The sequence below is a fragment of the Lactobacillus sp. 23-2 genome, assembly GCF_044902225.1.
In the GTDB taxonomy this organism is placed as follows: Bacteria; Bacillota; Bacilli; order Lactobacillales; family Lactobacillaceae; genus Lactobacillus; species Lactobacillus absianus.
Genome location: NZ_JAOQBX010000011.1, coordinates 41,105 through 57,071 on the forward strand (window position 1 = coordinate 41,105; position 15,967 = coordinate 57,071).

The following is a 15,967-nucleotide window of genomic DNA, read 5'->3' on the forward strand; positions in this document are numbered from 1 at the left end:
AGTAAAATTAACTTGGAAGATCAAATCGATATTAGTTATTGCGCAGATTCCATTACGAAAGGGTGAGATTTATGTTTGGCTACGATTCAAACGTAAGGCACGAATTTGATTGGGTGGCCTTTTTGGCCGGCGTTGTTTCAGTTTTATTGAGCATCTTCCTCTTCCGCAACCCTGGCAAGGGGCTGAAGGGACTGGTAGTGATTTTCGCGGTCGTCTCGATCATGCAAGGGATTGTCTGGCTGTCAATGTACGCCGGCTTTCACCGGATCTTTGGTCCATCCTGGACCACTTTGATTTCCGGGATCTTTGACCTGGTCGTCGGGATCTTCTTCCTGGCCAACAATCAGCTTGGCGCGCTCACGATTTCCTACCTCGTTGCCATTTGGTTCATCGTTGACTCAGTCATCGGGATTGTCTTTGCCTGGCACCTCCGCTTCTTTGAAACGGGCTGGTACTTCTTCTTTAACCTGCTGCTCAATATTCTGGGCCTGGTTTTAGGGGTTATGCTGCTCTTCCAGCCGGAAGTTGCCGGCTTGAGCACGATCTGGCTGATCGCGGTCTACATGATGGTCTTCGGGATCAATGAGATCGTTCTGGCCTTCATGCACCGGTAGCGGCCATGAATCAAAAACCGTCAATCCTTAACCTGGAGTTAAAGGATTGGCGGTATTTTTATCTTGCTGGACAGAACCAGTAAAAAAGCAGGCTTGACTTCGGTCAAGCCTGCTTGCAAGAATAAGCTGGTCGTTCTCAGAAGCTGTAGGCTGCGCGTGAGCACTAGCCTATAAAGAAACCCCCGACCTTGGTCGGGGGAGCATGTCATGCTAAAATTAGGACAATCTTAATAGTTTTTGGCAAAAAGGAGGGACTGCCAATGAAAAAGGTCTATATCGACGTTGATTTGGAAGGCTGCGCGGGCGTCAGCTCCTGGCCGGAGACCCACTATGGGGAAAAGGGCTATGACCTGGCCGTCAGGGAGATGACCCAAGAAGCCATTGCGGCTTGTGAAGGAGCCATGGCTTCCGGCTGCAGCGTTGTCTTAAAGGATGCCCATGAGGACGGGATGAACATTGATCCCAGTCAGCTGCCTGAGGGGGTGGAAATCATCCGTTCCTGGGATTCATCGCCGGAAGAGATGATGGCCGGCATTGATGAGACCTTTGCCGCGGCCATTCATATTGGCTACCACTCTCCGGCGGGCTCCAGCGAAACGCCGCTGGACCATACCGTGGAGCATGACTGGTATTCCTGGGTCAAGCTGAACGGGGACTTGGCGTCAGAGTTTTCCTTCAACTGGCTTTGCGGGGCCAGCTATGGGGTGCCCTCGGTCTTCTTGTCCGGGGATGCCGGAATCTGCCGGCGGGCCGCGGCGGCCTGTCCGGGAATCGTGACCTACGCGACCAAAAAAGGGCGGGGCAGCGCCACCTGGTCCAAGCACCCGGCCGACGTTTTTGTCGGCATCAAGCAAGGCGTGACGGACGCCTTGCAGAAATTGGCGCGAGGGGCGATCAAGCTGCCGGATTTGCCTGACACGTTCACGGTTGAGTTCTGCTTCTCCAGCGCGGGCCGGGCCAGAGCGGCGGCTTTTTACCCGGGAGCGGAAGCAGTTGATGAAAGGCGGGTCAGGTATACCGCCAAAAGCGTCCAGGAGCTCTTGGTCGCCAAGATGTTTATGACTGAGATTTAAGGAGGCTGTCATGGGTGTTGATGCCAGTCAATTAGAAAAATACGGCTTAAGCCTGCACGCCCGCTTTAAGGCGGGGAAGCTGAACAAGATCACTGACGTGCCTGGGGTCAAGGTGGGTCAGGTCACCCTGAATGATCCAGCAAGGAACCTGCATACGGGGGTCACGGCCATCATCCCGGCCCAAGGCAACGTCTTTCAGGACAAGCTCCTGGCCAGCGGCCAGGTGCTCAACGGCTTTGGCAAGACGACCGGCCTGGTCCAGGTTCAGGAACTGGGAACTTTGGAGACGCCGATTTTGCTGACCAATACTTTTGCCGTGGGCACCTGCTGGAATGCCTTGACCCGCTACATGCTGGCGCGGAATCCAGACATCGGCATCAAGACGGGCACGGTCAACCCGGTCGTGATGGAATGCAATGACGGCGACTTGAACGATATCCGCGCCGCGGCAGTAACCGAGGCCGACGCCTTGGCGGCTTTGAGGGCAGCCGAAAGCGGCCCAGCTGATTTCGCTGAAGGGGCCGTCGGCGCGGGAACGGGCATGTGCTGCCTGGGCTTCAAGGGCGGCATTGGGTCCGCGTCAAGAGTCTTAAGCCTGGGCCAAGCGGACTACCATCTTGGGGTCCTGGTCTCCAGCAACTTCGGGGTTCTGGGCAACCTGCGGATCGGGGACCGTTTCGTGGGCGAAGAGACCAAGGAGGCAGTAATTGCCCGGGCCAAAGCTGAGCAGAATCCCCGCTATGCCCGCTACTGGCAGCAAAAGGACCAGGGCTCGATCGTGATGGTCATTGCCTGCGACCTGCCGCTGTCCAGCCGCCAGCTGGGCCGCTTGGCCAGACGGGCCGCGGTCGGGCTGGCCCGGACCGGCTCTTATATTGGCGACGGGTCCGGCGACATCGCCCTGGCTTTTTCAACGGCCAGCCGGATCAGCCATTACGCCAAAGATCCTGTGTCCATTGCTGCCTTGCCTGACAGCCAGCTGGATGACGTTTTTGCCGCCGGCGCTGAGGCCGTGGAAGAAGCGGTCATCAGCGCCCTGCTCCACGCCCAGACCCTGGCTGGCATCCGCGGCAATACGGTTTACGCCTTGCGGGACTTTTTAACCGAGCAGCTGCAAGATTAAGACTATCTTAAGGGAAAAGAAACACCCGGTGTGCTATAATTTATCGTCAGGAGGAAGCAAGATTCGCTATGAATAAACAAAAGAAACAATTATTGATCCTCACGGGGATGAGCGGGGCCGGCAAGACCGTCGCCATGCACTCTTTGGAAGATATCGGCTACTTTGTGGTCGACAATCTGCCGCCCGAGCTGCTTGGCAACTTCTGGGACTTGATCAACAACTCAGAAGACTTCAACAAGGTCGCCGTCGTGATCGATCTGCGGGTCAAGTCCTTCTACAAGGACCTGATCGATGAGATCAATTCCCTGGAAGACAGCGGCGATACCCAAGCCATCATCGTCTTCCTTGATGCCTCAGACGACACTCTGGTTGCCCGCTACAAGGAAACCCGGCGCCTGCCGCCTCTGGCCAAGAACGGCCGGCTGCTGGACGGGATCCAGGACGAGCGCCTGGCCCTGATGCCGGTCAAAAACCGGGCCAACTACATCATGGACACTTCCAAGATGAAGCCCAAGGAGCTCAAGCAGCGGCTCCAGGATAAATTTGGCGAATCACATGACCAAACCTTTGGGATTGAAGTCATGTCTTTTGGCTTTAAGTACGGGATGCCAATCGATGCTGATATCGTGATGGACGTCCGCTTTCTGCCAAATCCCTTCTATATCCCAGAACTGCGGCCATTTACCGGCTTGGACAAGCGGGTCTTCAACTATGTCATGGACAAGGATGAAACCAAGGTCTTCTACAAGAAGTTCTTAGACCTGTTGCAGACGGCGATCCCCGGCTATATTGCCGAGGGCAAGGAGAAATTGACCATTGCTATTGGCTGCACGGGCGGCCAGCACCGGAGCGTCTCCATTGCCCAGCAGCTGGCCCGGGATCTGTCCAAGGACTACCCAGTTGACATTACCCACCGGGAAATCAGCCGTTACATCAGAAAGTAGGAAATGCAGATGCCTGTTGGTGAAAACAAAATCATTCGCATCATCAAGCGCCGGCGCCCCCGCGTAGTCGTGATTGGCGGCGGGACCGGCTTGCCGGTGATCTTGAATGCCTTAAAGAAGCAAAACGCGGAAATCACGGCGATCGTCACCGTTTCAGACGACGGCGGCTCATCTGGCGTGATCCGCAATTATATCAACGTCGTGCCGCCTGGCGACATGCGCAACGTCTTGGTCTCTCTGAGCGATTTGTCGGAAGAGGAGAAGGCCATCTTCCAGTACCGTTTTGAGTCAAATGATGCCTTTTTCTCAGGCCACTCAATCGGGAACTTGATTATTGCCGCCTTGAGTGAAATGCGGGGGAACATTTTTGACGCCATTCAAAGCCTTTCGGGGATGATGAAGGTGGACGGGCACGTCTACCCAGCTTCCAATGAGCCTTTGACCCTGAACGCGGAATTCATGGATGCCACGACGCAAGCCGGTGAAACGGAAATTACTGGCATGCACAAGCAGATCAAGCGGGTCTGGGTAACCAACACCAATTCCAGCGATGAGCCAAGCGCCATGCAGCCCGTAATTGATGCCGTGATGGGGGCGGATGCCATCGTCTTGGGGCCAGGCTCCTTGTTCACGTCGATTCTGCCCAACCTGATGATCCCCAACTTGGGTGAAGCGGTCAGAAAGACCCGGGCCCAGGTAATCTACATCTGCAACATCATGACCCAGGCCGGAGAAACCGTTGGCTTCTCCGATGCCGACCACGTGCGCGTGATCAACCAGCACCTGGGCGGGGACTACATCGATACGGCCCTGGTCAACGGGGCGCCGATCGATATGACGAAGTTCCATCCCGAAGACTATGACGAGTACCTCCTGCCAGTGAAGAACGACTTTGAGGGCTTGCGGGCCCAGCACTGCCGCGTTATCATGGATGATTTTACCGACCAGAGAAACGGGCTGGTCTTCCATGATGGCGACAAGGTCGCCGGCGAGATCATCAACATCGCCTTGCAGGAAATGTTTAAGAGAAAGTAATGCAATAGAAAGCAGGTTGGTCCATGGCAAGCTATGCCAGTGATGTAAAGAAAGAACTGACTTCCATTGAAGTCCACCCCGAGCATGCCAAGGCGGAACTGGCGGCCTTCTTGCGAATGAACGCGGTCTTGAGCCGGCATGACGGGCAGATGAGCCTGGATATCGTGACTGAGAATCCTGCCATTGCGCGGCGGATTTTTTCCCTGATCAAGATTGCCTACGGCTTTGAGCCGCAATTGATCGTGACCCGGAAGATGAAGCTGAAGAAGAATCACCAGTACTTGGTCCGGGTAGCCAAAGAGGTGCCGGAGATCATTGCCGACTTGGAGATCTTCACCCCGGAAAAGGGCTTCGTGACCGGGATTCCGGACAAGATCAAGAATTCCGAGCAGCGGTCCATGTCCTACCTGCGGGGGGCCTTTTTGGCCAGCGGGAGCGTCAACAATCCCGAAACCAGCCGCTACCACCTGGAAATCTACTGCACTTACGCCAACCACTGCCGCGACCTGCAGGAGATCATGAACAAGTACTTTGACTTGAACGCCAAGGTCACGGCCCGCCGCAGCGGCTCCATCGTCTACTTGAAGGAAGCGGAAAAAATTGGCGACTTCCTCCACGTGGTCGGGGCAGTCAATGCCATGCTGGCCTTTGAGGACCTGCGGATCATGCGCGACATGCGCAACTCCGTCAACCGCCTGGTCAACTGCGACACGGCCAACCTGAAGAAGACGGCCAACGCGGCTGCCAAGCAGGTGGAAGACATCGAATTCATCGAGGAGAAGCGGGGAATCGACAGTCTGCCGGACAAGCTGGCCAGCCTGGCCAGGTTCCGCCTGCAGCACCCGGAATTGTCCCTGAAGGAGCTGGCTGAGCAGGTGCCGGATGGCCCCATCTCCAAGTCCGGGGTCAACCACCGGCTCAAGAAGATCCATGAGATCGCGGAAAATCTTAGATAAGCCGCTAGCGACACAAAAAACGACTGGAACGCAAGGTTCCAGTCGTTTTTCGGTTATTGTGCTGATTAATTGCTTAAGGCTTACTTGTCGCTGTTTTGGTTGACCATGATGTCATCGATCAGGCCGTAGTCCTTGGCTTCTTGCGCGGTCATGTAGTGGTCGCGCTCAGTGTCGCGCTTGATGGTTTCGATGTCTTGACCAGAGTCCTTGGCCAAAAGTTCATTGATCATCTTGCGGGTCTTCAGGATTTCTTCAGCCGCGATTTGGATTTCGGTTGCCTGCCCTTGGGCCCCGCCCAGTGGCTGGTGGATCAAGACCGTGGCGTGTGGCAGGGCAAAGCGCTTGCCCTTTTCGCCTTCAGCCAGGATGATGGAAGCCATGGAAGCCGCCATCCCAGTGGCGATGGTGGAAACCGGAGACTTGATGAAGTTCATGGTGTCCACGATGGCCATCCCGGAGGTGATCACGCCGCCTGGTGAGTTGATGTACATGTAGATGTCTTTGGTGTTGTCTTGCGCGTCAAGGAAGAGCAGCTGGGCGATGATGGAGTTGGCCATTTGGTCGTTGACTTCACCGCTGAGCATGATGATTCTGTCTTTCAGCAGGCGGGAGTAAATGTCGTAGGCACGTTCGCCGCGGGCTGTTTGTTCAATAACAGTAGGTACTAACATAGTTTTCCTCCTAGTAAGTTGATTAGCACTCATTTGAATACAGTGCTAATTAAAACACTCTCGCCAGCGGCTGTCAAACAAAGAGGCTCAAATTGAACAAGTCTTTGCGATCATTTTTGGCCATTTTTTCAGATTCGCGAGTGCTATAATGAAATTGGATCTGGTGGAAAAGGACTTTTTCCGATGCGCCAATTAGTTTATAGATGCAGCAATTTGTGTAATATTGGAAGGGAAGAAAAAATGAAGAAGACGTTGTTATGCGCTGCTTCGCTCAGCGCGCTGGCTCTTTTGTCATTGGGGCTGCCGGCAAAGGCATCTGCCGCGACGGTCACCAAGGCGCCAGGGACCAAGACCGTGAACATCTATGCCAAGGTATCAGCCAAGGGGGCCTCAAAAAAGGTTACGACGACTTCTGCCTTTAAGTACAGCAAGATCCAAGCGACCGCGTCAAAGAAGACCAAGTCCGGCGTTTACGACTATATTTATGTCAACGGCCGGCCAGTCGGCTGGGTCAAGGAAAGCTGGTTTACCCGCAACAAGATCTCAGCCGCCAGTGACGTTTACCGCGTCAAGGGCGACAACAACTTCAACTACAAGGATGCTTTGAACTACGTGGCCGACAGCCACGGGACAGTAGTCACTGACTCCGGCGCGGTCAAGGCCAGCTACAAGAAGGGCAAGCTGACTTACAGCTATGGCAAGCTCAAGAAGACGGTCAACGTGCACTGGTCCAGCAACCCTAATAGTGCCGTGCCGGCTTCTTATGATCAAGGCGACTTTAAGCTGATGAAGGGGCCAAAGGAAGCAGCAAGCACCGGCAAGCACAAGGGGACCTCAGCCAAGTGGAACCCGGCTCACCGCTACGCGCCGGAAACGACCAGCAACAGCTGGACCAGCGGCGGCTTGACCCTGCGCACCAGCTTGTGGGAGCCGCGCAACCTGAGCCTGGCCGGGAGCGGCTGGCAGCAGGTCGGGCCAGTTGAAGAAGGATTAGGCGTGAACGGCGGCTGGGCCTACAGCACTTGGTACCGCAATTCCGGTGCTTCTGACGTCAAGAATGCCAAGGGCAACTTGGTGGCCTTCAACCTGCCGAAGCTGAACAAGTACACGGTGCAATACCTGGCACCAGCAGCCTACCTGTACAAGCGGCTGAATTTTGGCACTTTTAGAAACTACTGTGCCAACATCAAAGTCAGCCCATACATGAAGCTGGGCCATGGGCAGTCAATTGGGGTAAGCAAGAACTACATCTATGTTCTGGCCAACTACAACAAGATCAATAATGGCGACAATGCCGAGGAAATTCTGCAGATCCGCCGCAGCGACCTGCAGATCAACAAAATGTGGACCATCAGAATCAAGACGGCCAGCGGCACGCCGCGCTACTTCCACAACGCGACCTTCAGCGGCGACGACACCATGTACGGCTTGTTCCACAATGGCCGCGGCTGGTATGAATATTGGACTCTGAAGCTGGTGGACAATGCCTGGAAGGTGGTCAAGGTTACCGGGACCAAGGGCAATTTCGTCAAGCAGGTTGCCGGCAAGTCCCCGGTTCAGGGCTTCACTTACGGCAATGGCAACTTCTATGTGGCCTTCAACAACATGATCTTCAAGGTGAAGGCTGACGGGACCTACCAAAAGACTTGGAAGCACGTCACCAACCGGGAAATCGAAGGCCTGGCCTACTCAGGCAACACCTTCTATGCCCAATTGGCCCAACGCGGGGAAATTCTTTCCGGAAAATGGTAGAAATTGGCGCTTGACAGCCACAAAGGCTTTCAGTACAATTTAAGCAAATTAAGCAAGAGGTAAAGAACGATGAACTTTAGATTAAGCACGACACAAGCCTGGTGGCAATTCAGATAGCTGATTGACTCGCATTTTCAGACAGCGGTTCAATCAGGCATTTTGCGTGAACCGCTATCTGAACGTGCTTAAGAACAAGTTCTTAAAGAATCCGGATAGCGTTATGAATAAGAACGCGTCCGGATTTTTGTTTGACCAAGAAACAGGAATTCCGACTCTGGGATTCCTGTTTTTTATTGCTTGCGTGTTCTTGTTCTGTTAGTCAGATTATTGCCTGCCAGCTGGCGGGCGAAAGCAAGAAAGGATTATCTACGATGAAAAAAGTGGGAGCAGCTTTTGCCATCCTGTTCGTTTTCCTGGCTGTGGCCTTTGGCCTTGAGTCCAAGCCGGCGCGAGTCAAGCAGGGTCAGGTCAAGATCGGGGTCTTGACCCTGATGCGCCACCCGGCCCTTGATGCCATCTACAAAGGCTTCAAGGCGGAATTGGCCAAGGAGGGCTACCGGGACGGCAAGAAAATCAAAATTGTCTACCAAAATGCCAACAACGACCAGAGCAACCTGAAGACCATGGCGGAAAAGCTGGTCAATGGCGGCTCAAAGGTCCTCTTCGGAATCACGACGCCGTCCTCTCAGGCCTTGGCCAACGCGACCAAGCAGACGCCGATCGTCTTAGGGGCGGTGACGGATCCCCGGTCCGCCAACCTGGTCAAGAACAATGAGCACCCGGGCGGCAACATTACCGGGATCTCCGACCAGGCCCCGATTCATGAGCAGCTGCGGCTGATCCAGCGCTTCATGCCCAGACTCAAGACCTTAGGCGTGATCTATACGTCAAGCGACGCGTCGGCCGTGGCTGGCTACCGGCAGATCGTGGCTGAATGCAAGAAGCTGAAGCTGAGCCTGAAGGCCTATTCCATTGCCAATTCCAATGACTTAAACCAAGTCTCCCAGCAGATGCTGACTCAGGTCGACGCGGTAATCGTGCCGACCGACAACACGATTGCCGGGGCCATGCAGACTTTGGTCAAGAACGCCAACGCGGCCAAAAAGCCGGTTTTTCCAGCCGTGGATACCATGGTCAAAGAAGGCGGGGTGGCCACCTACAGCGTGGACCAGTACCAGCTGGGCGTTGAGGGGGCCAAGATGGTGGTCCAGATCCTGAAGGGCAAGAAGCCGGCCAACATGCCGGTCCGCTACCTTAAGCACGGCACGCCGGTCTTGAACCTGAAAGCGGCCAAGAAATTGGGGCTTACGGTGCCAAAGGACTTTTACCAAGAAGCAAAGCAGAAAGGAACGATTTACAAATGAACTTGATTGTCTCCGCTATTGGCCAGGGCTTCTTATGGGGCCTGCTCGGCTTGGGCTTGTACCTGAGCTTTCGCATTATGAACACGACTGACATGACAGTGGAAGGAACCTTCCCGCTGGGGGCATCCGTGGCCGTCAGCCTGATCGTCAAGGGGGCCAGCCCATGGCTGGCGACTTTGGCGGCCTTTATCGCCGGAAGCTTGGCTGGCCTGGTTACGGCCCTGCTGATCACGAAGGGGAAGATCCCCAGCCTGCTGGCCGGGATTTTGACCATGACCGGGATCTATTCAGTGGACTTGATGGTCATGGGCAAGTCCAACGTGTCCCTTTTGGGCAAAAGCACGATTTTTGCCAATGCTTTCCTGAAATCCTTGCCCCAGTACTTTGACTCGGTATTTGCCGGAACTTTGATCATGCTGCTGGTTACGGGCCTGCTGATCTGGTTCTTGTACACCGACTTTGGCCAATCCTTCATCGCGACTGGCGACAATCCGCAAATGGCCAAGTCTTTGGGGATCCACGTCAATCAAATGACCATTGTCGGCTTGATGCTGTCAAACGGTCTGGTCGGCCTGTGCGGGGCCGTCGTGGCGCAAAGCAATGGCTATGCCGACGTCAACATGGGGATCGGGACGATCGTCATCGCGCTGGCCTCAATCATCATCAGCGAGGTCATCTTCAGAAACCTGGACCTGGGCAGCCGCCTGTTTGCCGTAACCTTGGGCTCCATCATCTACCGGCTGATCCTGCTGGCGGTGCTGCAGATCGGCTTGTCTTCAGACAACCTGAACCTGATTTCCGCGCTCGTCTTGGCGCTCTGCATGATGCTCCCGCAAGCTGAACAGCAGCTGCATTTGAAAAAGACCCTGTTAGGAGACATGAAAAATGACTAGCGAAGCAACCTTAATCAAACTGGAAAATATTGAAACGACCGTCAACCCTGGCACGGCGGATGAAGCCAAGATCCTGAAAGGGATCAACCTGGAGATCAGGGAAGGGGACTTTATCTGCCTGCTTGGCGGCAACGGGGCGGGCAAGAGCACGCTGTTGAACGTCTTGGCGGGGGAAGTCAGCCCGTCCAAGGGGAAGATCTTCTATAAAGGAAAGGACATCAGCAAAGAGAGCGAAGAAAAACGGAGCCGCTTCATCGCCCGAGTCTTTCAGGATCCCAAATTAGGCACCGCGCCGCGGATGACGGTCGCGGAAAATCTGCTGTTGGCCGCCAAGCGGGGAGAGCGGCGGCCGTTGAAATTGCGGAAGCTGAAGGCACAAAGGGCGGCTTTTGCCAAAGCGCTGGCGGCAATCAACAACGGCCTGGAAGACAAGCTGGACGTGGCCGTTGACCAGCTCTCTGGCGGCCAGCGCCAGGCCTTGAGCTTCGTGATGGCGACTTATAAACGGCCAGACCTGCTTTTGCTCGATGAGCACACGGCGGCCTTGGACCCAAGATCCAGCCGGAAGCTGCTGGAAGCTACGGACGCCAGCATTCGCCAAGAGCAAATCACGGCCGTGATGATCACCCACCACATGGAGGACGCCTTAAAATACGGCAACCGCTTGCTCGTGCTGGAGGACGGACAGGTCATCCGGGATTTCCGGGGAGTGGACAAGGCCAAGCTGACCCTGAGTGACTTAGCCAAATTCTTTGAATAGCAGGCAAAAATAAAGCAGACAAAAAAGGAAGAAGCAGGCAGCGCGCTGCCTGCTTCTTCCTTTGCTATTTGATAAAAAAATGAATAAAAAAAGCCGCTACAGGTCAGCAGCGGCTTTAAGTCCTTATGGACCCCCTGGGAGTCGAACCCAGATTTCAAGAACCGGAATCTTGCGTGCGATCCATTACACTAAGGGTCCATCCGATTACCTAATCTATTATAACAAACAATTTTAAATTGGGAAGAGCTAAATTTAGAAAGTCCGCAAAAATTAAGACTTAGTTTTTGCAATTTTAACTTTTTGTAAAGGCTTTTTAGGAAATGGCAAAGTCGTTCAAAAAGCTTGCATACAAAATAAATTCTGCTATACTAGGGAGTGTCGAGAGAGAAATGGAGATTTAAGCGAAAGTCTTGTTTCTCTTATATTTTTAAGCAATGTGGGACACAAAACGTCAACACTATGGTCGACATGCGTCCCACTAGAAGGATGGTTACTTTGAACACGGATTTATCCTTGCTCGAACTGCTTGTTCCTGATGCTTTAAAGATCTTTCGGCAAAGATACCTGATCCTGGAGCAGATCAGCCTGCATGCCCCGATTGGTCGGCGGAATGTGGCAATCAGGCTCGGCTTAAGCGAACGCAATATTCGTACCGAGACTGAGAATCTGCGGAAATTGGGCCTGATCGAAATTCATAATTACGGGATGGTCCTCACGGAGAAGGGAGAAAGCGTCGTAAAAGACGCAGCACAGATTGTTGATCGACTTTTTAATGCCAGCCAAGCAGAAGTGAAGCTGGCCGAGAAACTTGAAATCGACCGGACAATCATTGTCGCGGGCGACTCTGATCTGCAAGGCCGGGTCTATGACCTGGCAGGCGAGGAGCTGAACTCAGCCCTGAACCTGCTCTTGCCCCTGGCTGACTGCATTGTGACGGTCATGGGCGGCAAGACGATTGCCAAGGTCGCCAAGAAGCTGACCCCGTCATTGAGCGAAAACCGGAAAATCAAATTCGTTCCCGGCCGCGGTGCTCTTGGCGGCAGAGTCAACACGGAAAGCAACGCCATCGTCCAAGAGATGGCCCGTGCTACCGGCGGCAATTATGAATCGCTTTTCTTGCCGGAACAGGTTCCCAAGGATGCCTACCGCTCCTTGCTTCATGATCCGGAGATCAGCGAAGTGCTACAAGACATCTCGCAAAGCGACGTCGTCATCCATGGCATTGGCTTAGCCGATGAAATGGCTAGACGGCGGGGGTACGGCCCCTTGGCTTTGGCTAAGTTGCGCGAGAGCAAGGCAGTCACCGAATGCTTTGGATGTTTCTTCGATGACGAAGGACACGTAGTCGAACGAATCAGACAGGTTGGTTTGCAGTTCGAAACATTAACGAATGTCCCGCATATTATCGCGGTGGCCATGGGAGCCCGCAAGGCTGAGGCCATTCAAGCATATATGCGCAATGCTCCTCATCAGACCTGGCTAATTACTGATGAGGCAGCCTCAAATCTGATTTTAAACGGGAAAACCCGCTTAAAATAAAATGTTGTTTATAGTTCTTAAGGAGGACTTACGAATATGACAGTTAAGATTGGTATTAACGGTTTCGGCCGTATTGGTCGTTTGGCTTTCCGTCGTATTATGGACTTGGGCGAAGCTTCAAAGGACATCGAAGTTGTTGCTATTAACGACTTGACTACTCCAGCTATGTTGGCTCACCTGTTGAAGTACGACACTACCCATGGCACTTTCGACCACGAAGTTTCAGCTACTGAAGACTCACTGGTAGTTGACGGCAAGAAGTACCGTGTTTACGCTGAAGCAGACGCCAAGAACATTCCTTGGGTTAAGAACGACGGCGTTGACTTCGTTCTTGAATGTACTGGTTTCTACACTAGCAAGGCTAAGTCAGAAGCCCACCTTGAAGCAGGCGCTAAGCGTGTATTGATCTCAGCTCCAGCCGGCAACGACTTGAAGACTATCGTTTACTCAGTAAACCAAGACACTTTGAACGCTGACGACAAGATCGTTTCAGCTGGTTCATGCACCACTAACTCACTTGCTCCAATGGCTAACGCTTTGAACAAGGAATTCGGCATCGAAGTTGGTACTATGACTACTATCCACGCCTACACTGCTACTCAAAAGGTTTTGGATGGTCCTGACCGTAAGGCTAACTTCCGTAACGCACGTGCCGCTGCTGAAAACATCATCCCTCACTCAACTGGTGCTGCCAAGGCTATCGGCCTTGTATTGCCAGAATTGAACGGCAAGCTTGATGGTCACGCACAACGTGTTCCAGTTCCAGATGGCTCAGAAACTGAACTTGTTACTATCTTGAACAAGAAGGTAACTGCTGAAGAAGTTAACGCAGCTATGAAGAAGTACGAAAGCCCATCATTTGCTTACAACGATGACGAAATCGTTTCAAGCGACGTTCTTGGTATGACTGCTGGCTCAATCTTTGACCCAACTCAAACCCAAGTTATCACCGCTGGTGACAAGCAACTTGTTAAGACTGTTGCTTGGTACGACAACGAATACTCATTCACTTGCCAAATGGTTCGTACTTTGTTGCACTTTGCTACTCTTTAATTTTAAGTTAAAGACTAAATTTAATTAGTAGTGTGAAAGAAGGCGGAGGGAAATATCTTCCTTCCGCCTTTTTTCGATGAAATATTAGGAGATTTTTTCAATGGCTAAATTGATTGTTTCTGACGTAGACGTTAAGGACAAGAAGGTTTTGGTTCGCGTTGACTTCAACGTGCCAATTAAGGATGGCGTGATTGGTGACGACAACCGTATCGTAGCCGCATTGCCAACTATCAAGTACATCATCGAACACGGCGGCAAGGCAATCTTGCTGTCACACCTTGGCCGTGTCAAGAGCGATGAAGACAAGAAGAGCTTGAGCCTGGCTCCAGTTGCCAAGCGTTTGGGCGAATTGCTGGACAAGCCAGTAACTTTCGTACCTTCAAACGAAGGCAAGGAAGTTGAAGACGCCATCAACAACATGAAGGACGGCGACGTAGTTGTTTTGGAAAACACCCGTTTCCAAGACATCGACAACGACTTCGGCAAGCGCGAATCAAAGAACGACCCTAAGCTGGGCGAATACTGGGCATCATTGGGCGACGTCTTCGTAAACGACGCCTTCGGTACTGCTCACAGAAGCCACGCTTCAAACGTTGGTATTGCTACTGCCATGAAGGCTGCTGGCAAGCCTGCTGCTGCCGGCTTCCTGCTTGAAAAGGAAATCAAGTTCTTGGGCAACGCCGTTGCCAACCCAGTTCACCCATTCGTAACCATCTTGGGTGGTGCTAAGGTTTCAGACAAGATCGGCGTGATCACCAACTTGATTCCTAAGGCTGACCACATCATCATCGGTGGTGGTATGGCTTACACCTTCCTGAAGGCTCAAGGCCACAAGATCGGCAAGTCATTGGTTGAAGACGACAAGGTTGAATTTGCCAAGGAATTGTTGGAAAAGGCTGGCGACAAGCTGGTTCTGCCAATCGACAACGTAGCCGCAACTGAATTCAACAACGATGCTGCTTCAGAAGTCGTTGGCGACGACATTCCTGACAACGAAATGGGCTTGGACATCGGTCCTAAGACTGTTGAACTCTTCAAGAAGACTCTTGAAGGTGCCAAGACTGTTGTTTGGAACGGGCCAATGGGCGTGTTCGAAATGCCTAACTTCGCCAAGGGGACTTTGGAAGTCGGCCGTGCTTTGGCTGACTTGCCAGACGCGACTACTATTGTCGGCGGTGGTGACTCAACTGCTGCTGCCAAGCAATTGGGGATCGCTCCTAAGTTGACTCACATCTCAACTGGTGGTGGCGCATCTCTTGAATACCTTGAAGGTAAGGAATTGCCAGGTATCGCTTGCGTTTCAGACAAGTAGTTTAGGAGGAATTATAAATGTCACGTACCCCAATTATTGCTGGTAACTGGAAGCTGCACAACAACCCAGAACAAACCGTTGAATTCGTTAACGCAGTTAAGGCCCAATTGCCAGACCCATCAAAGGTTGAATCATTGATCTGTGCACCAGCTGTTGACCTTGACGCTTTGCGCAAGGCTGCTGAAGGCTCAAACCTGCACATCGGTGCAGAAAACTGCTACTTCGAAGACGAAGGTGCCTTCACTGGTGAAACTTCACCAAAGGTTCTGCACGAAATGGGCATCCAATACGTAATTATTGGCCACTCAGAACGTCGCGGCTACTTCCACGAAACTGACGAAGACATTAACAAGAAGGCTAAGGCTATTTTTGCTAATGGCATGACTCCAATCATTTGCTGCGGTGAATCATTGGAAACCCGTGAAGCCGGCAAGGAAGCTGAATGGGTAGTTGGCCAAATCAAGGCTGCTTTGGCAGGCTTGACTGCTGAACAAGTTTCATCACTCGTAATTGCCTACGAACCAATCTGGGCAATCGGTACTGGCAAGACTGCTTCAAGCGACCAAGCTGAAGACATGTGCAAGACTATCCGTGAAACTGTTAAGGACTTGTACAATGAAGAAACTGCTGAAAACGTCCGCATCCAATACGGTGGTTCTGTAAAGCCAGCCAACGTTAAGGAATTGATGGCAAAGCCTGACATCGACGGTGGTTTGGTCGGCGGTGCTTCATTGGTACCAGACTCATACTTGGCTTTGGTAAACTACCAAGACTAATTTTGAATAACTGTCATAAAAAGTCGCTCCCGTTCAGGGACGCGGCTTTTTATTACGTTGAGGGCGAGAAAACTTGGCATTTCAATGCCGAGTTGAATCGCC

15 protein-coding genes and 1 tRNA gene are annotated in these 15,967 nt (G+C 52.8%); 14 read left to right on the forward strand and 2 right to left on the reverse strand.

Annotated elements, in window-relative coordinates; genetic code table 11:
* Positions 1–71: 71 nt before the first annotated feature.
* The 6 genes from OCH80_RS05755 to whiA all read left to right on the forward strand — a co-directional run bounded on the left by OCH80_RS05755 (position 72) and on the right by whiA (position 5,745).
* The gene (locus OCH80_RS05755; RefSeq protein ID WP_206987541.1) at positions 72–614 is read left to right on the forward strand and encodes a DUF308 domain-containing protein; all 543 of its coding nucleotides are present in this window, start codon (positions 72–74) and stop codon (positions 612–614) included.
* A 260-nt stretch (positions 615–874) separates the two neighbouring features.
* Complete coding sequence (locus OCH80_RS05760; RefSeq protein ID WP_404538807.1) at positions 875–1,687, forward strand: M55 family metallopeptidase; 813 nt, start codon at positions 875–877, stop codon at positions 1,685–1,687.
* A 10-nt stretch (positions 1,688–1,697) separates the two neighbouring features.
* Positions 1,698–2,810: a P1 family peptidase gene (locus OCH80_RS05765; protein WP_404538810.1), complete on the forward strand. Its 1,113-nt coding sequence runs from the start codon at positions 1,698–1,700 to the stop codon at positions 2,808–2,810.
* Positions 2,811–2,878: 68 nt separating this feature from the next.
* Complete coding sequence (gene rapZ / locus OCH80_RS05770) at positions 2,879–3,754, forward strand: RNase adapter RapZ (RefSeq protein WP_154547568.1); 876 nt, start codon at positions 2,879–2,881, stop codon at positions 3,752–3,754.
* Between the two features lie 9 nt (positions 3,755–3,763).
* Positions 3,764–4,789, forward strand: a complete 1,026-nt coding sequence (gene yvcK, locus OCH80_RS05775) for a uridine diphosphate-N-acetylglucosamine-binding protein YvcK (RefSeq protein WP_154547566.1) — start codon at positions 3,764–3,766, stop codon at positions 4,787–4,789.
* Between the two features lie 23 nt (positions 4,790–4,812).
* Entirely contained in the window at positions 4,813–5,745 is a 933-nt protein-coding gene (gene whiA, locus OCH80_RS05780) for a DNA-binding protein WhiA (protein ID WP_154547564.1), read from the forward strand.
* 80 nt (positions 5,746–5,825) lie between these two features.
* On the opposite strand, the gene OCH80_RS05785 is transcribed toward whiA, so the two are convergent.
* A complete protein-coding gene (locus tag OCH80_RS05785) occupies positions 5,826–6,449 on the reverse strand; it encodes an ATP-dependent Clp protease proteolytic subunit (RefSeq protein ID WP_154547562.1) in 624 nt (207 codons plus the stop codon).
* A gap of 207 nt (positions 6,450–6,656) precedes the next feature.
* On the opposite strand from OCH80_RS05785, the gene OCH80_RS05790 reads away from it, so the two are divergent.
* From OCH80_RS05790 to OCH80_RS05805, 4 genes are all read left to right on the forward strand, one after another.
* On the forward strand, positions 6,657–8,168 hold the full coding sequence (locus OCH80_RS05790) for an SH3-like domain-containing protein (protein ID WP_404538815.1): 1,512 nt from the start codon (positions 6,657–6,659) through the stop codon (positions 8,166–8,168).
* A gap of 371 nt (positions 8,169–8,539) precedes the next feature.
* A complete protein-coding gene (trpX, locus tag OCH80_RS05795; protein ID WP_404538818.1) occupies positions 8,540–9,532 on the forward strand; it encodes a tryptophan ABC transporter substrate-binding protein in 993 nt (330 codons plus the stop codon).
* Positions 9,529–10,425 carry an ABC transporter permease gene (locus OCH80_RS05800; protein WP_404538821.1) on the forward strand — a complete coding sequence of 299 codons (897 nt, stop codon included), beginning with the start codon at positions 9,529–9,531 and terminating at the stop codon, positions 10,423–10,425. Before trpX ends, OCH80_RS05800 begins: the two co-directional genes overlap by 4 nt.
* Positions 10,418–11,185, forward strand: a complete 768-nt coding sequence (locus OCH80_RS05805; RefSeq protein WP_404538823.1) for an ABC transporter ATP-binding protein — start codon at positions 10,418–10,420, stop codon at positions 11,183–11,185. The genes OCH80_RS05800 and OCH80_RS05805 overlap by 8 nt, the downstream gene beginning before the upstream one ends.
* A 126-nt stretch (positions 11,186–11,311) precedes the next feature.
* On the opposite strand, the gene OCH80_RS05810 is transcribed toward OCH80_RS05805, so the two are convergent.
* Positions 11,312–11,383: transfer RNA gene (locus tag OCH80_RS05810), tRNA-Arg, on the reverse strand.
* Between the two features lie 297 nt (positions 11,384–11,680).
* Here OCH80_RS05810 and OCH80_RS05815 point away from each other — a divergent pair.
* The 4 genes from OCH80_RS05815 (at position 11,681) to tpiA (ending at position 15,865) form a co-directional block, all read left to right on the forward strand.
* On the forward strand, positions 11,681–12,724 hold the full coding sequence (locus OCH80_RS05815) for a sugar-binding domain-containing protein (RefSeq protein ID WP_206987524.1): 1,044 nt from the start codon (positions 11,681–11,683) through the stop codon (positions 12,722–12,724).
* Between the two features lie 36 nt (positions 12,725–12,760).
* Positions 12,761–13,777, forward strand: coding sequence for a type I glyceraldehyde-3-phosphate dehydrogenase (gene gap, locus OCH80_RS05820; RefSeq protein ID WP_154547546.1), 1,017 nt, complete (start codon positions 12,761–12,763; stop codon positions 13,775–13,777).
* A gap of 100 nt (positions 13,778–13,877) precedes the next feature.
* Positions 13,878–15,089 (forward strand): phosphoglycerate kinase, encoded by a 1,212-nt coding sequence (locus OCH80_RS05825; protein ID WP_154547544.1) that lies wholly within the window; start codon positions 13,878–13,880, stop codon positions 15,087–15,089.
* Positions 15,090–15,106: 17 nt separating this feature from the next.
* Complete coding sequence (tpiA, locus tag OCH80_RS05830) at positions 15,107–15,865, forward strand: triose-phosphate isomerase (RefSeq protein WP_154547542.1); 759 nt, start codon at positions 15,107–15,109, stop codon at positions 15,863–15,865.
* The last annotated feature ends 102 nt before the right edge of the window (positions 15,866–15,967 follow it).

Bases quoted from the DNA above. Each gene is read 5' to 3' on its own strand.
- trpX (WP_404538818.1), top strand. From the start codon at position 8,540: ATGAAAAAAGTGGGAGCAGCTTTTGCCATCCTGTTCGTTTTCCTGGCT.
- whiA (WP_154547564.1), top strand. From the start codon at position 4,813: ATGGCAAGCTATGCCAGTGATGTAAAGAAAGAACTGACTTCCATTGAA.
- OCH80_RS05765 (WP_404538810.1), top strand. From the start codon at position 1,698: ATGGGTGTTGATGCCAGTCAATTAGAAAAATACGGCTTAAGCCTGCAC.
- OCH80_RS05785 (WP_154547562.1), bottom strand. From the start codon at position 6,449: ATGAGTGCTAATCAACTTACTAGGAGGAAAACTATGTTAGTACCTACT.
- rapZ (WP_154547568.1), top strand. From the start codon at position 2,879: ATGAATAAACAAAAGAAACAATTATTGATCCTCACGGGGATGAGCGGG.
- OCH80_RS05755 (WP_206987541.1), top strand. From the start codon at position 72: ATGTTTGGCTACGATTCAAACGTAAGGCACGAATTTGATTGGGTGGCC.
- OCH80_RS05790 (WP_404538815.1), top strand. From the start codon at position 6,657: ATGAAGAAGACGTTGTTATGCGCTGCTTCGCTCAGCGCGCTGGCTCTT.
- OCH80_RS05825 (WP_154547544.1), top strand. From the start codon at position 13,878: ATGGCTAAATTGATTGTTTCTGACGTAGACGTTAAGGACAAGAAGGTT.
- OCH80_RS05805 (WP_404538823.1), top strand. From the start codon at position 10,418: ATGACTAGCGAAGCAACCTTAATCAAACTGGAAAATATTGAAACGACC.
- gap (WP_154547546.1), top strand. From the start codon at position 12,761: ATGACAGTTAAGATTGGTATTAACGGTTTCGGCCGTATTGGTCGTTTG.
- OCH80_RS05800 (WP_404538821.1), top strand. From the start codon at position 9,529: ATGAACTTGATTGTCTCCGCTATTGGCCAGGGCTTCTTATGGGGCCTG.
- tpiA (WP_154547542.1), top strand. From the start codon at position 15,107: ATGTCACGTACCCCAATTATTGCTGGTAACTGGAAGCTGCACAACAAC.
- OCH80_RS05760 (WP_404538807.1), top strand. From the start codon at position 875: ATGAAAAAGGTCTATATCGACGTTGATTTGGAAGGCTGCGCGGGCGTC.
- yvcK (WP_154547566.1), top strand. From the start codon at position 3,764: ATGCCTGTTGGTGAAAACAAAATCATTCGCATCATCAAGCGCCGGCGC.